This is a genomic window from Mesorhizobium shonense (assembly GCF_040545255.1).
GTDB classification, from domain to species: domain Bacteria; phylum Pseudomonadota; class Alphaproteobacteria; order Rhizobiales; family Rhizobiaceae; genus Mesorhizobium; species Mesorhizobium shonense.
Map to the genome: position 1 here is coordinate 132,485 of NZ_JBEPLM010000007.1, position 16,478 is coordinate 148,962.

Annotated in this window: 21 protein-coding genes; 5 read left to right on the forward strand and 16 right to left on the reverse strand. The window is 61.2% G+C overall.

All coding sequences use genetic code 11. From position 1 onward, the window contains the following. Nucleotides 1-72 precede the first annotated feature (72 nt). The gene (locus tag ABID26_RS19270; RefSeq protein WP_292374159.1) at nucleotides 73-1,047 is read right to left on the reverse strand and encodes an alpha/beta fold hydrolase; all 975 of its coding nucleotides are present in this window, start codon (nucleotides 1,045-1,047) and stop codon (nucleotides 73-75) included. A gap of 287 nt (nucleotides 1,048-1,334) precedes the next feature. Between ABID26_RS19270 and ABID26_RS19275 the strand changes: the two genes are divergently transcribed. Further along, nucleotides 1,335-1,580: a hypothetical protein gene (locus ABID26_RS19275; RefSeq protein ID WP_292368018.1), complete on the forward strand. Its 246-nt coding sequence runs from the start codon at nucleotides 1,335-1,337 to the stop codon at nucleotides 1,578-1,580. Nucleotides 1,581-1,594: 14 nt separating this feature from the next. Here the strand turns inward: ABID26_RS19275 and ABID26_RS19280 are convergent, their stop codons facing one another. Then, on the reverse strand, nucleotides 1,595-1,969 hold the full coding sequence (locus ABID26_RS19280) for a low affinity iron permease family protein (protein ID WP_292374161.1): 375 nt from the start codon (nucleotides 1,967-1,969) through the stop codon (nucleotides 1,595-1,597). Between the two features lie 157 nt (nucleotides 1,970-2,126). Here ABID26_RS19280 and ABID26_RS19285 point away from each other — a divergent pair, with 157 nt between their 5' ends. Continuing rightward, on the forward strand, nucleotides 2,127-2,672 hold the full coding sequence (locus ABID26_RS19285) for an inorganic diphosphatase (RefSeq protein WP_292374163.1): 546 nt from the start codon (nucleotides 2,127-2,129) through the stop codon (nucleotides 2,670-2,672). 116 nt (nucleotides 2,673-2,788) lie between these two features. On the opposite strand, the gene ABID26_RS19290 is transcribed toward ABID26_RS19285, so the two are convergent. Both ABID26_RS19290 and ABID26_RS19295 read right to left on the reverse strand, forming a co-directional pair. Beyond that, entirely contained in the window at nucleotides 2,789-3,310 is a 522-nt protein-coding gene (locus ABID26_RS19290) for a YciE/YciF ferroxidase family protein (RefSeq protein ID WP_189521492.1), read from the reverse strand. A 155-nt stretch (nucleotides 3,311-3,465) separates the two neighbouring features. Further along, nucleotides 3,466-3,780 carry a DUF982 domain-containing protein gene (locus ABID26_RS19295; protein WP_292374165.1) on the reverse strand — a complete coding sequence of 105 codons (315 nt, stop codon included), beginning with the start codon at nucleotides 3,778-3,780 and terminating at the stop codon, nucleotides 3,466-3,468. A 301-nt stretch (nucleotides 3,781-4,081) separates the two neighbouring features. On the opposite strand from ABID26_RS19295, the gene ABID26_RS19300 reads away from it, so the two are divergent. Further along, a complete protein-coding gene (locus ABID26_RS19300) occupies nucleotides 4,082-5,071 on the forward strand; it encodes an SDR family oxidoreductase (RefSeq protein WP_354416049.1) in 990 nt (329 codons plus the stop codon). Between the two features lie 384 nt (nucleotides 5,072-5,455). Continuing rightward, nucleotides 5,456-6,040, forward strand: coding sequence for a sigma-70 family RNA polymerase sigma factor (locus ABID26_RS19305; RefSeq protein WP_292374169.1), 585 nt, complete (start codon nucleotides 5,456-5,458; stop codon nucleotides 6,038-6,040). Between the two features lie 9 nt (nucleotides 6,041-6,049). On the opposite strand, the gene ABID26_RS19310 is transcribed toward ABID26_RS19305, so the two are convergent. The 12 genes from ABID26_RS19310 to ABID26_RS19365 form a co-directional block, all read right to left on the reverse strand. Then, a complete protein-coding gene (locus tag ABID26_RS19310) occupies nucleotides 6,050-6,226 on the reverse strand; it encodes a hypothetical protein (RefSeq protein WP_292374171.1) in 177 nt (58 codons plus the stop codon). A gap of 186 nt (nucleotides 6,227-6,412) precedes the next feature. Further along, on the reverse strand, nucleotides 6,413-6,631 hold the full coding sequence (locus ABID26_RS19315) for a hypothetical protein (protein WP_292344995.1): 219 nt from the start codon (nucleotides 6,629-6,631) through the stop codon (nucleotides 6,413-6,415). Between the two features lie 63 nt (nucleotides 6,632-6,694). Beyond that, nucleotides 6,695-7,609: a class I SAM-dependent methyltransferase gene (locus ABID26_RS19320; protein ID WP_292344996.1), complete on the reverse strand. Its 915-nt coding sequence runs from the start codon at nucleotides 7,607-7,609 to the stop codon at nucleotides 6,695-6,697. After that, on the reverse strand, nucleotides 7,606-8,598 hold the full coding sequence (locus ABID26_RS19325; RefSeq protein ID WP_292374173.1) for a GNAT family N-acetyltransferase: 993 nt from the start codon (nucleotides 8,596-8,598) through the stop codon (nucleotides 7,606-7,608). Before ABID26_RS19325 ends, ABID26_RS19320 begins: the two co-directional genes overlap by 4 nt. Continuing rightward, nucleotides 8,595-9,659 (reverse strand): glycosyltransferase, encoded by a 1,065-nt coding sequence (locus ABID26_RS19330; RefSeq protein ID WP_292374175.1) that lies wholly within the window; start codon nucleotides 9,657-9,659, stop codon nucleotides 8,595-8,597. Before ABID26_RS19330 ends, ABID26_RS19325 begins: the two co-directional genes overlap by 4 nt. 21 nt (nucleotides 9,660-9,680) lie before the next feature. After that, nucleotides 9,681-10,496: a PIG-L deacetylase family protein gene (locus ABID26_RS19335; protein ID WP_292374177.1), complete on the reverse strand. Its 816-nt coding sequence runs from the start codon at nucleotides 10,494-10,496 to the stop codon at nucleotides 9,681-9,683. Nucleotides 10,497-10,503: 7 nt separating this feature from the next. Further along, nucleotides 10,504-11,436 (reverse strand): beta-xylosidase, encoded by a 933-nt coding sequence (locus ABID26_RS19340; RefSeq protein WP_126098697.1) that lies wholly within the window; start codon nucleotides 11,434-11,436, stop codon nucleotides 10,504-10,506. After that, on the reverse strand, nucleotides 11,429-12,190 hold the full coding sequence (locus ABID26_RS19345; RefSeq protein ID WP_126102608.1) for a TIGR04290 family methyltransferase: 762 nt from the start codon (nucleotides 12,188-12,190) through the stop codon (nucleotides 11,429-11,431). Before ABID26_RS19345 ends, ABID26_RS19340 begins: the two co-directional genes overlap by 8 nt. A 2-nt stretch (nucleotides 12,191-12,192) precedes the next feature. Then, nucleotides 12,193-12,996, reverse strand: a complete 804-nt coding sequence (locus ABID26_RS19350) for a nucleotidyltransferase family protein (RefSeq protein WP_292344998.1) — start codon at nucleotides 12,994-12,996, stop codon at nucleotides 12,193-12,195. Further along, on the reverse strand, nucleotides 12,996-14,096 hold the full coding sequence (locus ABID26_RS19355) for a CgeB family protein (RefSeq protein WP_292344999.1): 1,101 nt from the start codon (nucleotides 14,094-14,096) through the stop codon (nucleotides 12,996-12,998). Before ABID26_RS19355 ends, ABID26_RS19350 begins: the two co-directional genes overlap by 1 nt. Nucleotides 14,097-14,109: 13 nt before the next feature. Next, on the reverse strand, nucleotides 14,110-14,706 hold the full coding sequence (locus ABID26_RS19360; RefSeq protein WP_292374179.1) for a histidine phosphatase family protein: 597 nt from the start codon (nucleotides 14,704-14,706) through the stop codon (nucleotides 14,110-14,112). Then, complete coding sequence (locus ABID26_RS19365; protein ID WP_292374181.1) at nucleotides 14,703-15,806, reverse strand: inositol-3-phosphate synthase; 1,104 nt, start codon at nucleotides 15,804-15,806, stop codon at nucleotides 14,703-14,705. The genes ABID26_RS19360 and ABID26_RS19365 overlap by 4 nt, the downstream gene beginning before the upstream one ends. A 208-nt stretch (nucleotides 15,807-16,014) precedes the next feature. On the opposite strand from ABID26_RS19365, the gene ABID26_RS19370 reads away from it, so the two are divergent. Next, nucleotides 16,015-16,470 (forward strand): c-type cytochrome, encoded by a 456-nt coding sequence (locus ABID26_RS19370; protein WP_292340709.1) that lies wholly within the window; start codon nucleotides 16,015-16,017, stop codon nucleotides 16,468-16,470. Nucleotides 16,471-16,478 lie beyond the last annotated feature (8 nt).

Sequence of the window (16,478 nt, forward strand, 5' to 3'; positions counted from 1 at the left end):
CGGCGCCGGTCGGAAGGTTCCGCACCGGGCCAGCACGGCAGTATGAGTTAACCATTCTTGGCGCGCGGCCGCTTATCGGCCGCTCAACCTCGCGTCGCCGACGCTCGAAAGAGCGGCGATCTTGTCGATCATGGCAATCACCGCCTGTGGGGCTGTCTGATGCACCATATGCCCGGCATCGGGGACGATATCGACCATCGAGTTCAGAAGCTCCGCGTGAAGCCGTAACGCCTCGGCCGGCGCGTCGAAGAGCTGATCGCTGGCGCCTGCGATGATCCCAACAGGAACGCAAATGTCAGCGTGCCGAGACCTCGCAAACGCCGCTGCGACCCACATCAGGAACGACTCCGCCGCGATGGACCGCAATTGCGATGGCCGGCACGCCAACTCCCGCGTCGCTGCCGCGAATGCCGAAGAGATCGCGGCGGGGCCAAATATCTTTCGCATTGACCAGCCCCAGCCAAGTCTGACCAGCGGCGGCAGCAAGGTATGGCGGACCACGGTTCCGATCAAAGGCAAGGCTGGCAATGCCGACAGCGCGAGTTCGAACCTCGGCGACGGATAGTGGTAGCCTGAAACGAGCACGATACCGGCAACGGATCCGGGGCAACGGCGCGCCATCTCGAGCGCTACCGTGGCTCCCCATGAGTGGCCAAGAGCGATGTAGCATCCCAGCCCGAGTTTCGCGGCGGCGGCATCGATCAGGTCGGCCTGGGCGGCGGCCGACCAGACCCTGCCGATCGGGCGCGAGCTCCTGCCGAAGCCTGGTCTGTCAAAAGCCAGAACACGATAATGCGGAGCCGTCTTGTCAAAGATGCCGCTCGTCATGAAGTCTTCGGCCGAAGCGCCGTTGCCATGCAACAGCAATAGCGGCATGCCCTCGCCCCCCTCGATAACGTGCAGCCGCACTCCCCGGACTTCAACGAACCGTCCGAACCGGCACCCGCGCAAAGCCCAGCGCGCCTGCAGTCCATTGTAGAGGGCGAGCCCTGCCGTTCCCGCAGCCAGGAGGAGGATTACGCCGTTGAGCGTTGCGATGTCGGGCATGATCCAAGCTGACCCATGGCCTTTGACCGAAACGGAATTGGACCGAGACGGTGGCTGCCCAAAGCACGACTCCTTCAGGCCGAATCTTTCTGAGGCAGCTTTGTCTCTTCGTCGACGTGTTCGCGAAGCGCTTTGACTATTGCCGTCTGGTCGAGGCGATGCCTCAGAATGTATCACGCCAGACGTCTTCGTCCGCATGCGAAATTTCAGAAAGATCGAAACTCCTCGCGCAAGCCAGGAACGATCGAGTCCGGGTGCCGTTACCCACAAAAGCGCAGGGGTAAGCGATGACTGGACGCAAAACCCACGATCAGCAAACGCGCGTCATCGAAGAGCGTGAGAACACGAAGAACGCGCCGAAACAATTCGATGCCAAGGCGGAGCTGAAGCGCTCGATTGCCGAACGTGAGGCTCGGCGGAAGGGCTCGAATCTGAGGAGCGAGGCCCCTAACCTCGTCGACCCAGACGACCGCAACATCCTTCGCGGCAAAAATCAGGAAAGTGAGCACAACAAGCATCGGGGTTCCAAGTAGGACCGCCTCTCACTCTAGGCGCGTGCGGTCGTGCCTTCGCTGGCGGCCTTGGCTTTCGCACACTTATCTCTGAATTCTTGAACCTCACCGTCCGTGAGATGTTCGATACCGATGAAGGCGTTTTTCGCGCGGCCTGAGCGGATGAGCTCATCGAGCTTGGCCTGTATGGCCGCACCGTCGCGATTCTGGGTATTTTGAATCAGGAAAACCATTAGGAAGGTAACGATGGTGGTTCCCGTGTTGATGACCAGCTGCCAGGTCTGGGAGTACTTGAAAATCGGGCCAGCAATGGCCCAGAGGAGCACCGAAATCAGGCACAAAGCGAACGCCCATGCATGTCCTGCGGCGTGGGCGACAATTTCCGCGAGCCGATTGAATGCTTTTTCCATGTTGAACTCCGATCAGGGCTTGCCTTTTTGCGAAAGGCATTGAGGCGGCAAAGAGATGAACGCCGCGCCGGCGGGCGAGTTTCTGCGCCCCAAATGAGCAATGGGAACTTTCGTCTCTGGCAGGGCTTAGGAGGGCGACACTGGGCCAGAGTGGACGATGCCGGATTACGAGAAGCTGCCAACGATGAATGGCGAACATATAAGGGTCGTCGTGGAGACACCGCGCGGAGCTGCGGCCAAGTTCTCCTACCATCCCGAAACCGGCGTCTTCGAATTCACCCGGCCGCTGCCGATTGGAAATACTTATCCCTACGATTGGGGCTTCATACCGTCCACACGCGGCGAAGACGGTGACCCGTTGGATGGCCTCGTCATCCATCAGGCGGTGTCCTCGCCAGGCATCGTCATCAACTGCGACCTGCTTGGCGCGCTGCGCGTCAAGCAAAAGGATGCCGAAGGTTCGGAGTTCTACAACGACCGTTATATCTTTAGTCCTCATAAGCAAGATTCACCCGACAAGCCGGGTTTGATGGATCGCGTGCCCGATGAACTGCGCCGCGAGATCGAGCAGTTCTTTCTGTCGTCGGTGCTGGGCACCAGCAAGAAGATCAAGCTGAAAGGCTGGCGCGACGCCAGGAGGGCGGCCGCTCTGCTGAAGAAGGGAATGGAGCGGTTCGTGAGGACACAAAAGCCGGCACGCTGATCGCAGTCTTGCCGGGCGATAGATGGCTACCAGTTGATTGCGGCCTCGGTCGGGAGACCGGGGCCGCATCGTCAAGCTAGCATTTCGGCTTATGAACCGAGGGTATGTCAGGCGCCTCACGCGGCCGCCTGCAAAGCCCGCTCGTTCGCACCGCTTTCACCGAGTTTGGTAAGTGTCTCGTCGGTGGCGGATTCTTCCTTGAGCGTTTCGCGCAGCAAGGGCAGGGCGTCTTTCAGGCCCAGTTGCTCCGCCCAGGCGATCAGCGTGCCGTAACGAGCTATCTCATAGTGCTCGACCGACTGGGCGGCGGCCACAAGGCCCGCATCGAGCGCGGGCTCGTCCTTGTATTCCTCAAGGATTTCCGAACCTTCTTCGATGATGCCGTCGATCGCGGGACACGTCTTGCCTCGTGCCGGCTTACCCAACATTTCGAAAACCTGTTCAAGCCGGTCGACCTGGCCTTCCGTCTCCATGCGATGCTTTTCGAAAGCCGCGCTCACCTCCTCCGACTGCGCCGCCTTGGCCATCTTCGGCAGCGTCTTCAGAATTTTCTTCTCCGCGTAGTAGATGTCCTTCAGGCCATCCACAAACAGGCTTTCCAGCCCGTTCGCCGCGCCGGACGAACTTTTCTTCGCCATCAATATCTCCTTCGGTTGTGTCTGCTGTTCCAGCGGAACGGCGCCGACCCATTGCTCCAACAAGATGCTAGGAAGCGCTCAGCTTCCCTGAGCAAGCACAACTGGCAACGTCAACCGATGTTCCTGGCGAAACAATTTGTGACCTGACGCGGGTGTCACTTCGGCCGACCCTTACCGTCGCCGGACCAGAGCTGGTCGAGCATGCTGAGCGCGGTACTTGGACCGGCAGGCTCCAGCAGACCTTGTTCAGCAGCCGCCTTCTTGAAGGCAGCAAAGGCAATCGCCGGACGGCAGATACCCGCCACGGCGTCGTCCACCAGTCGTGCGGCTCTGGCAAAGGACGGGACGTCCTTGCTCTTCCTTCTTCCGCCGAGCGCCTTCTTGGCGTCGATGATCGAAGCGACCACCATCGTGCCGCCGCCGACGAATGAATGGTGAGCGGCAGGAACCGGCTCATGCGTTTTCACCATCGGAGCCATTCGGCCGTGCGGCCGTAGTGAAAAGGGGATTGATCGTCCGTAGGGATTTCATGGCTGCCACCAGCTTTGGATCGCGATCAATGTAGTTGCCGCCGGCTGGTTGCATGCCGGCTGAACCAAGAGGAGTTATGCCGCCAAGGCGGCCGGTCGTTGGCCGGTCCGTAGGTTTGTGCGCGATCTTTCGCCGACGCCAGCGGCCAGGCGGGGACTGGTCGCCCGAGAGCGTTCGCGAGAAGACGGCCAAACCTTTTTTGCCGGCGTGCGTTGACCTTCCAAAATGAAGGAGAAAACGATGCCGACAAGACTCGCCACCCGAACGAAATCCGACGCTGAGCAGGCCGCCAGCAAGCAGCGCAGCGTGCAGCGCAAGGTCGATGCTAAGGATCAAGCCAAGCCGAAGGCAAAATCATCGACGGCCATGCAGGCCGGCGCGCGCCAATATCCGGTGCCGCCATTTCCGAAGCAGCACCATCCAAAGCCGGGCGAGGAATGGGCGATCGAGCCGGCGCCGCTCTACGACGCGCCGTTCTGGCAGGGCTCGGGCAAGCTGGCCGGCAAGGTGGCGCTGATCACCGGCGGCGATTCCGGCATCGGCCGCGCCGTCGCTGTGCTCTTCGCACGCGAAGGCGCCGATGTAGCCATCGTCTATCTCAGCGAGGATCGCGACGCCAAAGCGACGAAAGCAGCGGTAGAGGCTGAAGGCAGGCGCTGCGTCACGCTTCGCGGCGATGTTTCCAAACGGACCTTCTGCCGCAAGGCAGTGGAACAGACAGTGAAGGGGTTGGGCAAGCTGGACGTGCTTGTCAACAACGCCGCCTTCCAGGTGCATTCAGCCGATTTCGTCGACCTCACCGAGCAGCATTTCGATACCACGCTGAAGACCAACCTTTATGGCTATTTCCATATGGCGCAGGAAGCGGTGCCGCACATGAAGCCGGGCTCGGCGATCATCAACACGGGCTCCGTCACCGGCATAGAGGGCTCGAAGGACCTGGTCGATTATTCGATGACCAAAGGCGGCATCCACGCCTTGACCCGGGCGCTTTCCGGCAACCTCATAGGCAGGGGCATCCGCGTCAACGCGGTGGCGCCGGGCCCGGTCTGGACGCCGCTCAACCCGTCGGAGAAGAAGGCCGAGGACGTCGCGCAGTTCGGCGCCAAGACGCCGATGAAGCGGCCCGCCCAGCCAGAGGAGGTCGCGCCGGCCTATGTGTTTTTAGCCTCGCCGCAATGCTCCAGCTACATCACCGGCGAGATCCTGCCGATCATCGGGGGCTATTGAGCGCCAGCCCGGCCGTACTTGGAAATTTCAAGAGCACGCGTGTTTGCGCACTGTAGTCGCGGCGGTCCGTCTCAGGCTTCATGCATCGTGCAAGGTTTTTCCACTCCCCCGCTCCTGCTGTTGATGCTTCTAATGACGAGCGACCGCAGGATCATGGGCGACAGGGTCAATAGCCGGAGCACGAACATCCTCGGAGGCATCACGACGGCCGTAATCTTTGCGGCCTCGGCTGGCCTTGTGGCGAGTTGGTTACTGTAGCCCGAACGGCGCCGTCGACGTTGGCCGGAGGGCGTTCGAGCAAGTTCGATTCGAACAGGAACGATCGTCATCGTCACGCATTCTCCCTGATCGATGTTCTTCAACTCTCTCTGCTGGGGTCGAGCCGTGTTACCCAATGGTCATGCCGCGCCAGATTGTGCACCGGGTGAAATCTCCGTCGTCGACCTGATCCCCGCCTTGCGCGCTTTTGCGCGCACCTTTTGCCGTGTTCCTGATGACGCCGACGATTTGGTCCAGGAGACCTTGACCAAAGGGCTTGCCAATTTGGACAAGTTCGAGCCGGGGACGCGACTGAAGTCCTGGCTTTTCACCATTATGCGCAACACGCACTACACGCGGGTGAAGGCTGCGGCGAGGGAAGCGCCGGGGCTGCTTGATTGTGCCTCCAGCCGACCGATTTCGGAAGCCTCCCAGGAATGGTTCCTTCGGAGCAAGGAGGTCTATCGAGCTATCCAGAAGCTTCCAGAACATCAGCGCGAAGTATTAATGCTGATCGGCGTGCTGGGCGTCAGCTACGAAGAAACGGCTGAGATATGCGATTGTGCCGTCGGAACCGTGAAAAGCCGGCTCAACCGGGCGCGCGCGCACGTTCTGGAACTCCTGAATGAGAGCTCCTCGCAGACGCTGGTCGAAAGACATGACCATCTTTTGAAAGATTGCTGGGATCGAGGGACTGATGAACCCAGATAAGCGCCTGTGTCAGGTCTCCGGCTTGCACCGACGCTTCTGGATCAGCGCATTCTGCAACTGGATCGCCAGCTTAGTCAGGCGATCAGGAATTTTCTCCTGCTCGATGGCTGTCAACAATGACGCAATCTCTTGGTCTACACTCAGGTTTTCCTGAGGGTCGAAATCGCGTTGGCTCGGACGACACATGGCATTCTCTTAGCAAACAGGGTCCCTTAAATTCACTTGAGACCATAGACGGCCGGAGTTTGCAAGGCGCCTTCAACCGTCGGTCAGCCCGGCTCCACACAGGGTTCTGGCAGAGCGCAACACCGTGCCTGAATTCGATACCTGATCCGTTGCGTGCCCGCCGGGCCTTAAGAGCTACCCGCAAGCTCAGTCTTTAGGAAGCCGGTTTGCCGCATTATCTTGATACTGATCGGATTTGATCCGACTGCTGTCGAGACCGCGTTGCTTTGTGTGCTGCTTCTTGTCTCGATTCTTCAGGACCTCATTTTCGCCAACCATGTCCTTCGGAAGCTCTGTCTTCGCTCCGGTCCCGGAACCCTTGCCCTGACTGCCGCGGCCCATATGTTTCTTGCCACCGGTCGCCATTTTTTCTCCTGAATATGCCAGCTTCTGCGGAAGTGGTTTGGCGCCCCAACTTCGGTCTGTCCGTTATGTTCCGCCAATACGACGAATTAGAAACGCGGTGCCGTCCCAGCGACGGAAAGGCATGTCACCGTCGATGACGACGTCCATGCCGAAAGCACCGGCGAGACCGCGAATGTCGGAGGAATCGACGCCAGACGGCACCCGATATGAATAGTTGAGAATTGCGGCCATTCCGCCTGGGCGCAACACGCGCGCCACTTCGCTGAAGTGCCGCTCGGCGACGCCGGCGAGTACCAGGTAAGGGAAACTGTCTACCGCCAGCACGCCATCAAGGCCTGCATCGGTGAATTCGTCAAGATCGAGCCCTGAGGTGTGGCGGAACTCCACATTGGTCAGACCGGCGCACCGTCGACGCGCGATGGCAAGCATTTTGGCGGATATATCGATCCCGACAATATGCCTTGCCCTCGCGTGGAGCGCATATTCGAAGCGGCCGATGCCACAACCGACGTCGAGTATCGTCTTGCCTGCGCCCGTAAAGCCTTGTCGCTCCAGCCAGGAAGTGATCTCGGCTGTTGCAGCCGAAAGCTTCTCCTCATCGCCAAGGGACGAAAGCTGGACGCTGGCGACCGCAGAAATGTCGGCCGCCTGGTCGAAGCCGATGGCCAGTCGGCTGATGGTCATCTCACGCGTTTCGCCAGCCAGGCGGTTATGAAGTACGGAAGCCGCCGTCGTCCGGAGTTCGTCAAAGGTGTCGATCTTGCGGGAGAGAAGCACGGCCACCTCGTCGAGCCAGTCCCCTCGGTGGGTGGCATTTGCACGCATATCCAATGCGATCTTCGCAAGTTCTGCAGCGTTGATGCCCGTCTTGAGATAGACGGCCAATCTGGCGATCGCGACGTCCGCGGATAGGCCGTTCGCCATGCAATTTTCGAGAATGCGTCTCGCAGTAGTCTTTGCCTGTTCTGCTGCGGTCATGGCGGCGCGCCTCGGGTCCAGACCCTCTGCGCAGTCCAACGGTCGACGGCGCCCCAGCCATACTTGTAGCTTTCCCGGCCGCGCAGAAAATCGAACTCGCGTGCCCCCTCCCGAGCGGCTTCGACAATGGCCTTGCCGATCAGGATCGCGCCCGGGCTCTCCTCGGCATAGGCCGGGTCGAAACCACCGAGATAGGCATAGGCGCGATCACGGTGATGAAAGCCATAATACGCACCGACGACAGCTTCGCCGATTTCGATCAGCCAACACCTCGCCAAACCGTTTGCAGCGAGGCGGGGCAACGCATTGCGGTGGAATTCGATAGCGCTACCCACCAGCACGCCGCCGCCCCGTCCGGCCCACCGGGCATCGTGCAGTCGGACCAGCTGATCGACGAACGTCTCCGGATCGGCCTCGTATCGCGCAATGGCTACCCGTCCCCGTCGTTGCGCGGCTCTTTGGGCGCGGCGCAGTTGACGTCTTCGTCGGGCGGGTATCAAGCTTACAAGCGTCTCATTGCCCGCAGGCGGAAGCACTGGACAGGCGGCATGGTGCGCGCACCGGCTCTCCTTGACCTGCGGTAGCGCAAGGCTCAAGGAGGCAGCTCTGGCTGGCAGGTCTGGAAGGATCCATTGCGACCATTCGAGCGAGAGCGCTGCCTCGGCGATAGCAGCGCTCACCGCTGCTTCTTGACCGGGGGTGCACAGAATATCGAGGTAGTCGCTCAGCGAGATTCCGACCGGCAGCAGTTTCCAGCCGGAAGCGTGCGGTTCGAGGTACAGTGGCGCCAGGCCGACGAGATCTTTCCCGCGCCACACGGCGATCGCGGAGAGATCACCCGGCGAGAATGTCCGCCACCACGGCAACAGCCAGGCGGGTGACTGGAAAGGCGTGGCAGAGGTGCTTTGCGACCAGAGCGGCCACCAATGCGACTCGAGATCATCGAACGCGCCCTGATCTCGGATGACCTCGGCGCGCAGGGCGCTCACCGAGCGGCCCTCAACTCTGCTCGGGAAGTGCCGAGCTTTGCCAATGCCTGGTAGGTATCCATATAGGCCGAGATCATGCGATCGAGCGAAAAGCGGCGTCGCGCCGCGCTTAGGCACGCTTCGTTGCTCAACTCGGCCGAAGCAAGGATCGCTGTCGCCATCTCGTCGACGTCGTTGACGAGAAATCCGGTCTCGCCATGTTCGACGACATTGGGCAGGGCGCCATTCGGGAAGGCTACGACGGGCGTGCCGCACGCAAGCGCTTCCATGGCAACCAGCGAACTTGTTTCCGCTGCCAGGCTCGGAATGACCAAACAGCGGGCGACATTGAGAAGTCGCCGCTTGGCGGAAAAGCCAAGCGGCCCCAGAAAGCGCCGCCGCCTGTCGAGGCGGGGGCGCACCTCGTTGGCGAAGTACTCCACATGTGTCTGGTAAGGATAGATCTGTCCGCCGATCGCCAGCGGCACCGAGGCGCGTTTGGCGGCTTCGATCGCCAGATGGATGCCTTTTTCCGGGCAGATTCGGCTGAGCACGAGCGCGAAATCGCGCCGCGACCGCGGCTGGTTCAGCCCATCGACGTCGACACCGTTTGGAATAGGCGCTACCAGCCTCGATCCGGCGGGCGCGGTTTTATGCTGCGCGTCCGAAACCGCATGCAGCCATAGGTCCTCACGGGCCGGTCGCAAGGCTTCGGGCGCATACCAGCTGAGCGGCAGGTGAAGTGTCACGAGCGTCGGACCGTCGCCGGGAAGGTAAGTGTCGAAATCGATGCCATGTAGATGCACGATGTCGATCGGCCAACGCGCCCGCGCGGTTGCGATCGCCCCGCGGTGTGCCTGCTGCGCGCGCTTCTTGGCAGTTTCGTCGAGGACACCTGTCTCGGCAGGCGTCTCCACCAGAGTACCGGCCGCGCTGGAACCCCGGCAGGCGACGACAATAGAACGATGGCCGTCCCGCACCAGGGCGCGGTCAAGCATCGACAGCACCTGCTCGGCGCCGCCGACCGCATCCGGTCCGACAGGCGCGAGAGAATAGGCGACGTTGAGCACCGTGAGGGTCATGGCCGGTCTAGCCGAAGCTCCTCATGCGCGGCTGCCGCCACGCCGAGTTGCGGGCTCGAAACCAAGCGGCAGGGATTGATAATAAAGTCTGCCGTTATTCGGCAGCGCACGGAAATCGTAAGCGGGTGCCAGTCGAAAGCGCTCGGTCGAACTGAAGAACGGCGCCAGCGTCCGCTGCTGTGTCTTATGGCTGGCCAACATGGCTTGCTTGAGCCGAAAGGCCGGTCCGGTCAGGCAAACCTCGATGCGGTCCGCCTCGGGGCTATCGACGAAATCCTGGAAGATGGGGCCTTCCGGCCCCGCGGCATAGAACGCCATTTCGATAATAGACGGCGCTGGGTGCCGGTCGCGGCGCAGCAAATGGCAGGCCGCATGAACGGCAAAGGCGGTGGTATCGTGGTCGGGATGGCCTCCTTCGAAAGGATGCGTGCAAACAAACCGGATCTCGCGTGCGGCCAAAAGGCAGGCCAACTGCTGCGCGAGTGCGCCGAGATGCATGACCGCTTCCGTGTCAGGGTAGTCGAGGCTGGTCAGATTTGCAGACGATAGCCCTGCCGCCGCTAACGCAGCCCATAGTTCCATACGGCGAGCATGGGCATAGTCTTGCCATGTCTGGAAGCTGTGACTCCGCGCGTCGGCAAGATCGCGCGGCGCTCCGTCCGTGACATGAACGATCCGGCAGCCCGGCAGCCCGGCAAGATGGCCGCCGATGCCGATCGTTTCGTCATCCGGATGCGCCACGACAATCATGAGACCGGCGCCTGGGCCGATATTCCTGCCGGTCAGCAGTGCAGCGAATTCGGCCAGCACATTTGACGATTGATCGGCGGACGACATGGCAGCCTCATGCAGCCGAGGCCCGCTGCGCCGGCATGGCCGCATTGTGCACTCCAGGCGCGTAACGACGGATCATTGTCGCGCAGAATTCGGCGAACTCCTCAGGCACTTCCGGTGGGCTGGTGTGATGAGGCTGCAGGCCGCGATGTTCAGGCGTGAAGCAAAAGGTGATGGTGACGTCGAAGTCGGCGAGCGCTTCCATCTGGCGGTCGAACCAGTCGAGGGCATTTGGCCTGAAACTGTCGGCCCAAGAAAGGCCCGTGCGCAAATTTGTAACGCCCAGACGCTTCATCCAGGCGACGGCGTCGTCCAGCCGGTGGTCCTCGAAATGGAACCACTGGACCAGTCCCATTTGCGGAGTGTAGCGCAGGAAGTCCTCGAGAGCCGGCTTGGGCGTGCCATCTTCGCGCAGCAGGCCCATGTAGAAATGGCGATAATAAGAGGAGCCTTCCACCTCGCGATGCCGCGTGGTCGCGCCCCATGCGTGAGGCAAATCATAGAGGCTGTACCATTGCACGCGGGGCGCGTTGCCAAGCAGCAACTCCGCTGTCCGGCGCAGGCCCCAGACCTGGATCTCCTCGGCGCCGAAACTCGACACGCCGGCTTCGCTGATCCAGATCGGTAGATCGGTGATGTCGGCGATCTCGCCGAGCTTTTGCGGCCATTCATGCATCTGCCAAAGGTTCCAGTCGAGCGGGAAGCCATGTACGGCGACGGCATCGACGTGATCGAGTACCCCGAACCCCTTCATAAGCGACATGAAGCCGGCATCGATTGGCGAAATGCCGCCAAGGACTCGCGTGATCGCCGGGTTTTGGAGACCGATTGCATCGGCTGCCAGGATCGCCATGTTGGCAAAGCGGCTCCAATCCGGATCGAGCTCGGGATCCCAATGCGACTTGTTGTTGGGCTCGTTCCAGATCATGGTTGCTTCAATCATCGTTTCTTCCTTTCGCAGGGTAGACCGCACCTTCGCCCGCCGGCTCACCGAAGGCCCGGCAGAAATAAACCTCCTCTTCCGGTTGAAGCAGGATCTCGAATCCGGCGCTGCGCAGCATTGCCTCGATGCAGCCACGGTTCGGGATCCACCAGTTGGTCGGGTCGTCGGCATACCGGTGCTCGACGAAGTGCAGCTTCGGGAATTCGGGCCGATCGAACAGGTCGTGCGTCCAGAAATGGTAGTTTTGCTCGAGCGCGGCGACCTCGCTGCTCCCGCGTTGCATAGACTGGAAAACCATCAAGTCCGGTGCGACGTGCTCGCGGATAAGGTCCAGCGCCAGCAACGGGTGGCGCAGGTGGTAAAAGACCCCCATGAAGAGCACGATGTCGAAAGTCTCGCCGAGAGCGGCGACGTCGTATACCGACAGCTCGCGGAATTCGATATCGAAATCGGCGATTTCGGCGGCGAAGCGCGCCTGCGTCAGGTAGCCCACATCGAAGTCGATGCCGAGCACGCGATCGGCGCCTCGCCGCTTCATTTCGATGGAGTAGAAGCCGGCATTGCAGCCGATGTCGAGCACGGACTTGCCCGAGAGATCGGCCGGGATCGCATCCGCGAACTTCTGCCATTTGATCAGGGGATAGTTGCCAAGGAAGTGGTTGGGAGCCGTCTGCACACCTGCCAGTTCCATGTTGTGGAACCACGGACCCAGCGCATCGATGCGACGGCGTATTTCCGCTGCGGAATGCAGCATGGTCATCCTCCTTCGCCTGGCAAGGATGGTACTTGCGAGTGGCTCGACGGCACGAATATCGGCGTGCCTTGGTTGTCCGACGCGTCGTTGTTTTCAAGCAGCCGGAGCGCCGTGCGGTAGCCATTGAACGTTCCGACATCGACGTAAGCCGAGCCCGCCTTGACACCCAAGGCTTCACCGCCGGCAGCCAGATAGGCATTGACCAGGGTTCCGAAAAACTCATCGCAGCCGTTTCGTTCGCGCCAGAGCGCATGAAGCCGGTGGAAGATGCTGGCCGGCATTTTGAATGCGCCCCAGACCCAATTGGTCGGTGCTTCGCGCTGTTTGACCTGGATCTGCTCGACCCGGCCATCCCGATCGATGACCACGGCGTCAAAAAGCTCCGGCCGCTCTACGGGGAACAGCAGGAAAGACAGCCGGTCGTCCGGAAGATGGCAGAAGCCGTCTTCGGGAAACCAGATGGTGTCAGGTAGCCCGATCAGGACCGTCTCTTGCGGCGTGACGAGAGGCGCGGCGCGGAAGATCGCGTCGCAGAGGCCAACCGGAGAGGGCTGCACCACGAAGATGGCGGCCGCGCTGTCATAGCCGGCGGCGTAATATTCGAGGATATCGGACTTGCCCGAGCCGATGATGAAGCAGATCCTGTCGACGCCATTGCTCACCATTCGGCGGACCAGATATTCGCTGACCGCGCAGGGGCGCTCAGTTTGCCCGTCCATCCTGCTGCCCACCGGCAGCAGCTCCTTGGAAAAACCCAGCGGTTGAATGCGGCTGCCGCGCCCCGCGGCCGGGACGATACCCAACATCAGACGGCTTCCTTATTCGGTTCGCTTGCTTGCGCCCGAACGGCCTCGTTCAGGATCCCGTCCAGTTCCGCGGCGCGGCGCGTCGATGTGTGTTCGTCGAGGACGCGCTCGCGGGCTTGGCGGCGCAATGCCTCGAGTTCCGCATCCGACAAACCGAGCGCGGCGACCACGTCGTCGGTGGAATGCGCAATCACGATTTCGCTGCCGGGTTTGAAGAATCTATCGATGCCCGGCCAGTCATCGGAAATGAGCGCTGCGCCGCAAGCTGCCGCTTCGAACAGTCGGCCGGAGGGACACCAGCCCTTGCGTGCCATTGCTTCGCGGGTGACGTTCAGGGTCAGGCGGGACGAGCAGAAGAAGGCCGGGTGGTCGGCAGGCGGCAGATGCCTGACAAAGAAGATATTGTCGCTCCACGGAAAATCCTGCGGGTATTGCGCGCCGCCAATAACGAAGCGGCGATCCGGCATCCGGACAGCTGGCGCGACCAGCAATTTCTCGACGCCCGCCTGGCGATCTTCGGCATAGGTTCCGAGATAGGACAGATCGCCAGCGAACTCGGGCCTGGGCTGCGCCGGTCTATGGCTGTCGGGGTCAACGTGGCCGTAGAGTGGCACGACAAGGCGCGCGCCCAGCATTGTCTTGAGTGCATCGAGCGCCGGGCCGCCGGTGTAGCTCATCACCAGGTCGAAATCGCGAAGTCCTTCTGGACCGAAATAGGATGGTTGGTCGCCCCGCTCGATACGCGCGAGCGTCACCGCGGTGTCGAGATCGTAGAAAACCTTCAGGCCGAGGCAGCACTCCTGCGCGAGGCGCGAGGCTTCAACAGCATCCGGGCAGTAGGAGGTAACGATAACGACATCAGCCTGCCGGACCGCGACCGCCGCTGCCTGAATGATGTTATCCCACACGGGATATAGCACCACTTCGCCGCCCTCGAGGTGGTCGATATCTCTTGTGCCGGCGTAGTAGGGCGTGTCTCGTTCGAAGAAGCTGATTGACCAGCCGAGTGCTGCCAGCGCGCGTATCAGCCCGCGCCAGAGCGTGGCATGCCCGTTTCCCCATGAGGAGGTGACGGTGAGACCGAAGATGACCATCCGCATCGGACAGCTCCCGTCAGATGATTTCGTTCAGGCGAATGAGCTTTGAACCCCAGTCGCCATGGACGATGGTGGTGATCGAGGCAGGCTCAATATCGAAACGGAAACAGTCACCGAGTTGAAGGCCAAGGACCTTGCACACCGCCGCCTTGATAACGTCCGCGTGGCTGATCAGCGCAACATAGCAGTTTGGGGTTTGTTGGCGCAGCGCATCCATCAGGCCGACGACCCGTTGCTGCGTATCCTGCATGGTCTCGCCGTTCGGTGTGCGGGCATTCTGCCGCTGGTCGTTCCACATTCGCCAGGCGGCATCGCGGTTCAGCTCTTCAAACGTTTTGCCGGACCAGGCGCCGTAGTCGATTTCATCCAATTCCTGACGGATCGAGATCTGCTCGAGTTCACAGGCGACGGCGATGGATTTGGCGGTTTCCAATGTGCGCTTGCGAGGGCTGCTCAGGATGGCGGCAATCGGTTCCCTGGCCATGCGACGTGCCAGACGCAGCGCCTGTTCTTGGCCGGCGCGACAGAGCTTGACGTCCTCCAGGCGCCCAGCCAGATACCGGTCGACGTCGTCATAGGCGGCATGCCGGATGAGAAAGAAGGTCGTGGTCATTCCGCGGCATCGAGCATCGGCTCGTCCCTGCCGGCGATGAAGGCGAGCGTGCGCAGGCGGGCCTCAGCGTCGGTGAACTGCTCCGGCGGCGATTTCATGAAGTAGCTGCAAGGCCCGGTGAGCGCCCCTGCAATGCCGCGATCGAGAGCAAGCTTGGCGCAGCGCACGGCATCGATCACCACGCCGGCGGAATTGGGCGAATCCCAGACTTCCAGCTTGAGCTCGGCGTTCAGCGGCACACCGCCAAAAGTCGTGCCTTCGACGCGGATATAGGCCCATTTGCGATCGGTAAGCCAAGGCACATGGTCGCTGGGCCCGACATGGATATTGCCAGGTTCGAGCGGAACATCAATCTGGCTGGTGACGGATTGCGTCTTGGAGATCTTCTTGGATTCCAGTCGCTCCCGCTCCAGCATGTTGAGGAAGTCCGTGTTGCCGCCGAAATTGAGCTGGTATGTGCGGTCGATGCGGACCCCGCGTTCCCGGAAAAGATTGGCAAGCAGCCGGTGAACAATGGTCGCTCCGACCTGGCTCTTGATGTCGTCGCCTACTAAAGGCAGGCCACGCTCCTCGAAACGCCGCCGCCATTCCGGTCGCGAGGCAATGAAGACGGGTATGCAATTGACGAAAGCGCATCCGGCTGCCAATGCGCATTCGGCATAGAAATGGGTGGCCGCTTCCGAGCCCACCGGAAGATAGGACACCAGTACCTCGGCTCCGCTTTTTTGAAGACTCGCGGCGACGTCGGCGACCGGTTCATCCGCTTCCTCGATCTCGTCGCGCAGGTATTTGCCGATGCCGTCGAGCGTCGGCCCGCGTTCCAGGCGGACGCCGACCGGCGCCACATCTGCAAAACGGAATGTGTTGTTCGGGGCGCTGTAGATCGCTTCGGCCAAATCGCGCCCGACCTTGCTCCTGGCGACATCGAAGGCGCAGACGACCTCGATGTCTTCGACATGATAGCCGCCGAGATCGGCATGCATCAGCCCGGGAATGGGCTCGTTGCTCTTTGCCTGGCGATAGTAGGTGAGGCCTTGCACAAGGGAGGATGCGCAATTGCCGACGCCGACGATGCCGATGCGGACTTTTTTTGATGTCACGAGACCGTCACCTCTGCTGTTGGGGGTAAGTTCCTCGTCGCCGAACCAGGAGCAACCAGGAATGTTCCTTGGACCGCGCAAAAATTGCTGAGCTCGATTGCCTAATCGACCTTTCGCTTTTGCTTCGCCGCCGAGCACGCAAGGCGAGGGCGCGACCTGAAATGGAACCTCGCCTATCCTCCCAAGTTAAAGCGCGGGAGCGATTGTCATGTCCGCAAACGTCGGCCTCTCCGCTATAGTGGGCTGCGCATTTTGGTTTCTGGCCAACAGCAGCTGGGCCGCGGCAGAGGAACTCGAACATCAGCGTGCGAAGGTGGTCGAACCTCCGATGGCGCCGGCAACCCTGACCGCACAGCAGCTCGAGAATCCAATCGCCCCTCAAGGCCCGCTGGATAGCGGGCTATCGCTTTTTGTGCGCAACGGTTGCGGCGCATGCCACAGCCTAAGGGGCACCGAGGCACACGGAACGATAGGCCCGGATCTGTCCCATCTCGGGTCCCGAAAGGCAATCGGTGCCGGCATCCTGCCGAATACCGAGGAGGCCATTGCGCTTTTCATCGCTCGGCCCGATCTCTTGAAACCAGGCGTGAAAATGCCCGCATTCGATATGCTTCCGCAGGCCGAAATCCAGACCATCGCGCGATATTTGAAAGCATTGCAGTGATGCCCGGC